The sequence below is a fragment of the Mesorhizobium sp. M7A.F.Ca.CA.003.01.2.1 genome (assembly GCF_003998945.1).
GTDB lineage: Bacteria > Pseudomonadota > Alphaproteobacteria > Rhizobiales > Rhizobiaceae > Mesorhizobium > Mesorhizobium ciceri.
Map to the genome: position 1 here is coordinate 1 of NZ_RZRA01000105.1, position 8,806 is coordinate 8,806.

The 8,806-nt window shown below is 63.5% G+C and carries 8 protein-coding genes; 6 read left to right on the forward strand and 2 right to left on the reverse strand.

Going from position 1 to position 8,806, the window contains the following annotated elements; all coding sequences use genetic code 11:
* Both EN969_RS06940 and parE read right to left on the reverse strand, forming a co-directional pair.
* A partial coding sequence (locus EN969_RS06940; RefSeq protein WP_164758165.1) for an FUSC family protein occupies nt 1-1,713 on the reverse strand: 1,713 nt, incomplete at its 3' end.
* A 45-nt stretch (nt 1,714-1,758) separates the two neighbouring features.
* Complete coding sequence (parE, locus tag EN969_RS06945) at nt 1,759-3,816, reverse strand: DNA topoisomerase IV subunit B (RefSeq protein WP_013531965.1); 2,058 nt, start codon at nt 3,814-3,816, stop codon at nt 1,759-1,761.
* A gap of 237 nt (nt 3,817-4,053) precedes the next feature.
* Between parE and cpaB the strand changes: the two genes are divergently transcribed.
* The 6 genes from cpaB to EN969_RS06970 all read left to right on the forward strand — a co-directional run.
* Entirely contained in the window at nt 4,054-4,980 is a 927-nt protein-coding gene (gene cpaB, locus EN969_RS06950) for a Flp pilus assembly protein CpaB (RefSeq protein ID WP_244514296.1), read from the forward strand.
* 57 nt (nt 4,981-5,037) lie between these two features.
* On the forward strand, nt 5,038-6,459 hold the full coding sequence (locus tag EN969_RS06955; RefSeq protein WP_244514347.1) for a type II and III secretion system protein family protein: 1,422 nt from the start codon (nt 5,038-5,040) through the stop codon (nt 6,457-6,459).
* A gap of 4 nt (nt 6,460-6,463) precedes the next feature.
* Entirely contained in the window at nt 6,464-6,733 is a 270-nt protein-coding gene (locus tag EN969_RS06960; protein ID WP_013531962.1) for a hypothetical protein, read from the forward strand.
* A 44-nt stretch (nt 6,734-6,777) separates the two neighbouring features.
* On the forward strand, nt 6,778-7,275 hold the full coding sequence (locus EN969_RS35885) for a response regulator (protein WP_245467422.1): 498 nt from the start codon (nt 6,778-6,780) through the stop codon (nt 7,273-7,275).
* Nucleotides 7,272-7,991 (forward strand): CpaE family protein, encoded by a 720-nt coding sequence (locus EN969_RS35890; RefSeq protein WP_245467423.1) that lies wholly within the window; start codon nt 7,272-7,274, stop codon nt 7,989-7,991. The genes EN969_RS35885 and EN969_RS35890 overlap by 4 nt, the downstream gene beginning before the upstream one ends.
* A partial coding sequence (locus tag EN969_RS06970; protein WP_164758166.1) for an ATPase, T2SS/T4P/T4SS family occupies nt 7,988-8,806 on the forward strand: 819 nt, incomplete at its 3' end. The genes EN969_RS35890 and EN969_RS06970, both read left to right, overlap by 4 nt.

The window sequence follows — 8,806 nt, forward strand, 5'->3', positions numbered from 1 at the left end:
CAATTGGTTGATGCGGTCGTAGGCGAGGCTCTCGAAGGCCGACCGCCTCGGCACCCGCTCATGCAGGCAAAGCCGCGCCAGATCCTCACGCATGGCGCGCACGATGCGGTTGGCCGCGAGCCAAGGATCGGCCGGCAGCACGACGATGAAGACACCGATCGCCAGCAGGATGCCGACCAGGATCGACGCCGAACCGGCGAAGAAGGGTCCGGGATCGTAGGTCATCGCCTGGTGCGGACTGAGGAAGGCGAGAAAGTTGATGGCGAAAGCCGTCGCAACGCCGACATAGCGTGGATTGGCCATGGCCAGCGCCGTCGGCACCAGGATCGGCACGACAAACAGCATGAACCAGCCGAAGCCGGGCAGGGCGGGCAATGCGATCTGGCCGACGAGAAAGGCAAAGGGCAGCGCCAGAAGCGTTCCCTTGAAGAAACCCCAGGCGACCTGCACAGGGTCGGGGCGAGCAGCAAACAGGCTCGACACGACGGCGACGAGAATGACCGTGCCGGCGGCTTCCGACCATTTCGTCGTCAACCAGAAGGCCGCGACCAGCAGCGTCGCAAGGGCAGCGCGCACCGCGTTGCGCGATGCGCCGGCGTAATCGCGATGCACCACCAGCGCAGGCTGCCTGCTGCCCCTGGCCGGGCGCGTGGCAGGCGCACGCAGGGCATCGAGGCCGCGCAGCACCTGCTTGAGCGCATCGGCGAAATCGGCGGCAATGGTCAGGCGGGTGATCGTGCCGACCCTGTCGTCGCCCTGGTCGGTCGAGGCATCGGGCATTTGCCGGGCCTTGGCCGAGATGGTGTCGAGCCGCGCCACCCAAGGCGTGGTGTCGTCCAGCGCGCCGGGCTTCGCGGCCATTTCACCGACAAGGGCTTGCAACTCCGAACGCACCGGAATGAGCGCCGCATTCTTCGGAGCGGCATGCGAATGCAACGCACGTGCCGCCGACAGCGCCGAGAGCAGTTGTCCGATCGTGCGCCGGACCGGATGCGCGCGCGGCGCGAAGCTCGGCGCCTCGAGCCTGGCATAGGCGCGCATCTCGCCGAGCGTCTGGGTATCCGTGACCAGCTTTCGGTGCAGCGCGGACAGCGTTGCCGGGTCGCCGCCGGAGAACGCACCGCCGGCATAGGTGGCAAGATCGAGGATGCAGCGTTTCAGGCGCGAGACGATGGCGTCGCTGGCCAGTTTTGGCAGGATCAGCCGGCTGGTCAGGCCGGCGCAGACGATGCCGAGCACGATCTCGGCACAGCGCGCGACAGCGAGGTCGACGACGAGATGCGGCTGTCCGAAAGCGGGCAGGCCGATGATCATTGCGGTGTAGCCGGCCAGGGCGGCGCCATAGGCTTCCGGATTGCGCAGCAGCGACGAGACGAAGGTGCAGATGCCGATCCAGACGGCAAGCACAGTCACCAGCACCCAGGGGTTGGTGCCGAAAACGGTGGTGATGCCGATCGCGGCGATGCCGCCGACCAGCGTGCCGAGCAGCCGGTAGAAGCCCTTCGCCAGCACCATGCCGGCAACCGGCTGGGCGACGATGAACACCGTCATCATGGCCCATTGCGGATGGTCGAGCTTCAGCGCATAGGCTGCCAGCAGCGCGATCAAGCCGGCTGAAACGGTGCGCAAGGCAAAGATCCAGTCGGAGCGCGTCGGCTGCGTCAACCCGGCTAAACTCGTCCCGAAATAGCCTTTCAGCCGCGTCCTGGTCACATGCTCGTCTCCGCAGCTGGAGCCTTGTTATGGACCGGCTGGCGGCTAGATATCCAGCACTTCCGTCTCGGCGAATTCGGCGCGTTCCTGGATGAACCGGAAGCGGGCCTCCGGCTTCGTGCCCATCAACGCATCGACGGCGTCCTTGGTCGCCGTCTCGGCGTCGATTACATCGATCCTGAGCAGCGTTCGCTTCCTCGGATCCATGGTGGTTTCCTTGAGCTGGGCGGCCATCATCTCGCCCAGACCCTTGAAGCGGCCCAGTTCCACCTTGCCGCGCCCGGTGAATTCGGTGCGCAGGAGCTCGTCCTTGTGGGCGTCGTCTCGGGCATAGGCGACCTTGCCGCCTTGCCTGATCGAGTAAAGCGGCGGCACGGCGAGATAGAGATGGCCGCCACGCACCAGCGCCGGCATCTCCTGATAGAAGAAGGTGATCAGCAGCGAGGCGATATGGGCGCCGTCGACATCGGCGTCGGTCATGATGATCACGCGGTCGTAGCGCAGATCCTCATCGCGGTACTTCGAACGCGTACCGCAGCCGAGCGCCTGGATCAGGTCCGAAATCTGTTGGTTGGCCGCCAGCTTATCGTTGCCGGCGCTGGCGACGTTGAGGATTTTGCCGCGCAATGGCAGCACGGCCTGGCTGGCGCGGTCGCGCGCCTGCTTGGCCGAGCCGCCGGCCGAGTCGCCTTCGACGATGAACAGTTCTGCACCGGCCGCGGCATTCTGCGTGCAGTCGGCGAGCTTGCCCGGCAGCCGCAGCTTGCGCACCGCGCTCTTGCGCGACACTTCCTTTTCCTGGCGCCGGCGCACCCGCTCGTCGGCGCGTGCGATCACCCATTCGAGCAGCTTCGAGGCTTCCTGCGGATTGTCGGCCAGCCAATGGTCGAACGGATCGCGGATCGCGGTCTCGACAATTCGAATTGCCTCGATCGTCGCCAGCCTGTCCTTGGTCTGTCCGACGAATTCCGGCTCGCGGATGAACACCGACAGCATGCCCGCCGCCGAGATCATGACGTCTTCCGAGGTGACGATCGACGCGCGCTTGTTGCCGACGAGGTCGGCATAGGCGCGCAGGCCTCGCGTCAAAACGTTGCGGAAGCCGGCCTCGTGGGTGCCGCCTTCGCCGGTCGGGATGGTGTTGCAGTAGGAATTGATGAAGCCGTCGCCGCCGAACCAGGTCACCGCCCATTCGAGCGAGCCGTGGCCGCCCTGTTTCTCGCTCTTGCCGGCGAAAATCTCGCGCGTTACCTGGAAGTCGTCGCCGAGCGATGCCTTGAGATAGTCCTTCAGGCCGCCGGGAAAATGGAATTCCGCCTTGGCCGGCGTCTGGTCTTTTTCCTTGATCAGCGACGGATCGCAGGTCCAGCGGATTTCGACGCCGCCGAACAGATAGGCTTTCGAGCGCGTCATACGGTAGAGCCGCGCCGGTTCGAACGCCGCGCCCTTGCCGAAAATCTGCTCGTCGGGGTGGAAGCGGATCTTTGTGCCGCGCCGGTTGTGGACCTCGCCCAACTGTTCCAGGCCGGTCACGGGAACGCCGCGCGAGAATTTTTGCCGATAGAGTTGCCGTCCCCGCGCGACCTCGACCTCGAGATGGTCCGACAGCGCGTTGACCACGGATACGCCGACGCCATGCAGGCCGCCTGATGTCTCGTAAACCTTGGAGTCGAACTTGCCGCCCGAATGCAGCGTCGTCATGATCACTTCAAGCGCCGGCTTCTTGAACTTCGGGTGCGGATCGATCGGGATGCCGCGGCCATTGTCGGTCACGGCGAGATAGCCGTCGGCCGAAAGCTCGACATCGATGAAGGTGGCGTGGCCGGCAACCGCTTCGTCCATCGAATTGTCGATGACCTCGGCGAACAGATGGTGCATCGCCTTGTCGTCCGTGCCGCCGATATACATGCCTGGCCGGCGGCGCACCGGCTCCAGCCCTTCCAGCACCTCGATGTCGGCGGCGCTATAGCCCTCGCTGCCGTCCTTGGTCGAGGCAGGACGCTTGGTGGCTTGCACCACCAGTGGATCCGCCGGGCGCGCAGCGGTACGCACCGGCTGCGGCTGCTTGTCCATATTGCCGAAGAGATCGTTGCTGTCGTCCATGCCTGCCATAGGTTCCGGTGCTGCGAATCACCTCGCGATACTGCCACGCTTTTCAGCGCCAAGCGACCGAGGTTCCTGTTCCGTTCGGGGATCTGGGCCCTCTTACCCCAAAACCATTCGATAACCAAGCCGGCGGAAATAGATCCGATACCAACGCCCGGGATTCCTGATTCTTTAACAATGCCGCCTAACGTGAGCCCAACTAAATAAGAAACTGCTGATATCAGGGGTTTAGGCGTGAGGGGCAAGGCCATATCGATGATCGGCATCGCCGCCGTTTTCGGCGCGATCTCGATCTTTGCCGCGGATTTCTGGGTCAAAAGCCAGGCCAAGGCCGATTCCGAAGAGAAGACGTCGTCGATTCCGGCACCTGTCGTGCCGAAAGTCGAATTCAAGACCATCGTGGTGGCGAATGCCCCGTTGCGCTACGGCATGGAGCTCGACCGCGCGCAGCTCAGCGAAATCCCGTGGTCGCAAGAGTCCGTGCCGCAGGGCGCCTTCACCACCATCAATGCGTTGCTCGCCGACGGCAGCCGCGTGGTGCTGTCGCCGATCGAGGTCAACGAACCGGTGCTGCTGGCCAAGCTGTCCGGCCCGAATGGCCGCGCGACGCTCTCCAACATGATGACGCCCGGAATGCGGGCGGTCACCATCCGCACCGACGAGATCGCCGGAGTCGGCGGCTTCGTCACGCCCGGTGACCGCGTTGACGTGGTGCTGACGCGCGATGCCGGCGAAATTCAGGAAGTGGCCAAGAATGCGCAAGGCGCTGCCGGTTCCACCATCACCTCCGAGATCGTTGTCGCCGATGCCAAGGTGCTGAGCGTCGGGCAGGGCGCCGACGAGCGCCAGACGACGCCGCAGATTTCCAATTCGGTGACCATCGAGGTGACGACGGACGGCGCGCAGAAAGTAGCGCTGGCCCGCACCGTCGGCACGCTCTCGCTGTCGCTTCGGTCCGCCAGCGAAGGCGCTGACGGCAAGAGCGGCGTCACCACCATCTCCTCCTTCGGCGGATCGGTCGCCTCGAATGTGCAGGCCGCGGCCGGCTCGGTGTTCGACGCCGTCACCAAGGAGCCGGAGAAACCGAAGTTCAAGACGGTCATCGTAACGCGCGGCACGAAGGCCGAGGAATACCAGGTTCCTTCGCGGGACCAGAAATAAACCAGTGGGGACTGGGTGAGGGACGGGACAATGTTCGGGCTGTTCATATATCGGGTCATGACGCGGTTGCGCGTTTTGCGCGCCGTGGCTGTCGCGTCTTCGCTGGCCGCTGCGGTGATGCTGGCCTTGGGCGCCTCGGCGGCGAGAGCTGACAACGACGTCGTCTACGTGTCGTCGACCAAGAATGCGTCAATCAAGGTTGCCAAGGGCAAGCCGAAGACGATCATCACCAGTGCTGCCTTCTACCAGATCGTCATCGGCGATCCGGAGATCGCCAACGTCAATCCGCTGACCGACAAATCCTTCTATGTGCTCGGCAACAATCTCGGCACCACCGGGATTGCGCTGTTCGATGAGAAAAAGCAGCTTGTCGGCACCGTCGACATCGAGGTGACGCTCGACACCGACCAACTGGCCAGCACCATTCGCGCCAGCGTGCCGGATGCCAGGATCAAGGTCGGATCGGCCAATGGCCGTGTCGTGCTGTCGGGCGAGGCCGACGATGCCGTCGCCGCCGAAAAGGCAAACAAGATCGCGACGCGCTTTTCCGGTGCCGAGGAGGTGATCAACTCGGTCAACATCTCATCTTCGCAGCAGGTCCAGCTCAACGTCCGCTTTGTCGAGATCAACCGCCAGGCGGGCCAGGATCTGGGTGCCAAATACGCCGCCAATTTCGCCTATGGCCTTGGCGGCCGCGACGTCTCGATCGATCCGGGCACAGTGCCGGCGGCCGGTACTGGCGAGATCATCGGTCGTCTCCTATCGAACGGCGTATCGATCGATATTGCCATCAAGGCGCTGGAGGAGCGCGGCTTGGCGCGGCGACTGGCCGAGCCGAACCTGATCGCCCGGTCCGGTCAGACGGCGAGCTTCCTCGCCGGCGGCGAGTTCCCGATCCCGGTCTCGGAGGACAACGGCAAGATCTCGGTCAGCTACAAGAAATACGGCGTCAGCCTGGATTTCACGCCGACGGTTCTGAAAGACGGGCTGGTCAGCCTTGATATCGCGCCGGAAGTCTCCTCGATCGATGCGTCGGCCTCCTACAATATCGGGACGATCTCGGTTCCTGGCTTCATCGTGCGCCGTGCCAGGACGTCAGTCGACCTGAAGAACGGCCAGAGCTTCATGATCGCTGGACTGCTGCAGTCGCAAAACGACATCACCACGTCGCGCATTCCGGGCCTCGGCAAGATGCCGGTGCTTGGGGCTCTGTTCTCGTCCAAATCCTATCAGCGGCGCGAGACCGACCTCGTCATCATCGTAACGCCCTATCTGGTCAAGCCGGTCGATCCGTCGAAGAAGCTCGTCGAGCCGACAGATGGCACGCAGCCGGCCAGCAATGCCGACTATTTTCTCAACAACACCGAGGAAGTGAAGGATTCCGATGCCGGTCGCACCGTGGCGCTGGCAGACGGCCGCGTCACTCAACCTGCAGCGGCCGCTTCGGCTGGGCATTTCCTCGACCTGCCGAAGGATTGAAGCCATGCGTCTGGTCTTTGGATCGAGCGTCGCCTTGCTGCTGGCCGGCTTTGCCGCTGGCTGCACCAGCGACGACTATGTGCGCAGCGAAGGGCCAACGGCCGGCGCCGGCAATGCGCAGGCCGCCAACACCGTCATGCAGATGGTCGATCCCTGGAAATACGGGGTCCAGAACACCAGGCTCCTGGTGCCGGCCCAACGAGGCAGTGCCGCGGCTGTCACACCCGATCAGGCGGCCGGTGCCAAGGCGTCGCAGTCGACCACAGGCAACTGATTCAACGGGCAACTGGTCAACGGGCGACCTGACAGGCTGACAGAATGGCAAACGGCATCAAGACCAGGAAGATCCTGCTCGTATCGACCGACAGGACGTTTGCGCAGGACACGCGCACCGCATTTTCCGCCTCCGAGATCATACAGCTCTCGACGGTGGAGAAGAACGTTACCGAGTTGCGCGGTGAGATCCAGGAAGCCGACTTCGGCGCCATCATCGTCGACATGGATGCGGCAAGGCTGGAGGAGGTCGAGTCGCTGCAGCGCATCATGCGTCGGCTGGAGGACAAGGTTCCGGTCGTCGTCGTCACCCAGGAGTTCAACGCGGCCGCGGTGCGTATTCTCGTGCAGCTCAAGGTCGCGGATTTCCTGGTCAAGCCGATCACCACGGCCGATCTGGTGCGCTCCGTGGTACGGGCGCTGCAAGGGCCCGGGCGCGAGGAAAACACCGAGTCGCAAATCTATACCTTCATGCCTGCGGCGGCGGCGTCGGCACCACGACGCTGGCGCTGCAGACCGCCTTCCAGCTGCATCACTCGGTGACGCGCGGAGCCTCGACCTGCGTCGTCGATCTCAACTTCCAGCAGGGCGCCTGTGCCGAATATCTCGACCTCGAACCGCGTTTCGACATCACCGAGATCGAGAACCAGCCCGAGCGTCTCGACCGCCAACTGCTCGACGTGATGCTGTCCAAGCATGCCAGCGGGCTTTGCGTGCTGGCGGCACCGGCGCATCCAGCCGAGATGCGCTCGTTCAAGACCGATGTCGTGGTGCGCATGCTGGATCTCGTTTCGGCCTATTTCGACAATGTCGTCATCGACATGCCCCGCACCTGGTTTCCATGGACGGAGACCGTGCTGCTCGGTTCCAACAAGCTCTACATCGTCGCGGAAATGACGGTGCCGTGCCTGCGCCACACCCAGCGGCTGATCCAGGCGGTCTACGAGACGGCCGGCAAGGAAGTGAAGCCGAACGTCATCGTCAACCGTTTCGAACAGAAGATGTTCGATAACGGCATCAAGCAGGCGGACGTCCAGGAAATCCTTGGCGAGCATTTCGTCGGCGGCATCGCCAACAACTACCGGCTGGTGCGCGAAGCAGTCGATCGCGGCGTACCGCTGCACGAGATCGATCCCAACGCCAATGTCGTCAACGATCTGAAGAAGATCATCCTGCCGGAAGAAGCGGTCCCGACCCGGGCGAAATCGCGCTCGCTGTTTGGCATGGGCCGTGGATTGCTGAAGAGGAAAGCCGGATGACCAGCCGCTTCTCCACCCTGCAGAACCGCGATGCGCGTCCGCAGCGCGCGCATGAGACGACGCCGGTCGCCCATCATGCCGTCGTCATACCAACCAGCCGAAAGGCTTTGCCGGCAAAGCCGGAAGCAGCGCTGGCAAAGAATGCCAACAAGGTGCTCGATGCGCGCGTGCGTATCCACCGGCTGCTGCTCGAAGAGATCAATCTTGTCGCGCTGGAGCGTTTGCCGAAGGATGAGATGCGCCGGCAAGTGCATGACTTCGTTTCGGAAAAGACCAAGCAGGAGCGGATGGCGATCAACACCGTCGAGCTTGATGCGCTGGTCGACGACATCGTCGACGAGATGGTCGGCCTCGGTCCGCTCGAGCCGCTGCTCAAGGATCCCGACATCAACGATATCCTGATCAACGGCCACATGAACTGCTTTGTCGAAAAGAAAGGCAAGCTGCAGCCGGTCCACATTCCGTTCAAGGACGAGGCGCATCTCCTGCGCATCGTCAACAAGATCGTCGCCGCGGTCGGTCGCCGCGTCGACGAATCGCAGCCGATGGTCGATGCCCGCATGCTGGACGGCTCGCGCTTCAACGCGGCCATCCGCCCGGTTGCGGTCGACGGCCCGCTGGTGTCGATCCGCAAATTCTCCAAGAACAAGCTCGGCCTGCATAAACTGGTCGAATTCGGCGCCATCACCCAGAACATGGCCGAAGTGCTGGCGGCGGCCGTGCATGCCCGCAAGACGACGATCATTTCGGGCGGCACCGGCACCGGCAAGACGACCATGCTCAATGCACTGTCGGCCTTCATTCCGGAAGACGAG

Bases quoted from the DNA above. Each gene is read 5' to 3' on its own strand.
- EN969_RS35885 (WP_245467422.1), top strand. From the start codon at position 6,778: ATGGCAAACGGCATCAAGACCAGGAAGATCCTGCTCGTATCGACCGAC.
- EN969_RS06955 (WP_244514347.1), top strand. From the start codon at position 5,038: ATGACGCGGTTGCGCGTTTTGCGCGCCGTGGCTGTCGCGTCTTCGCTG.
- parE (WP_013531965.1), bottom strand. From the start codon at position 3,816: ATGGACGACAGCAACGATCTCTTCGGCAATATGGACAAGCAGCCGCAG.
- EN969_RS06960 (WP_013531962.1), top strand. From the start codon at position 6,464: ATGCGTCTGGTCTTTGGATCGAGCGTCGCCTTGCTGCTGGCCGGCTTT.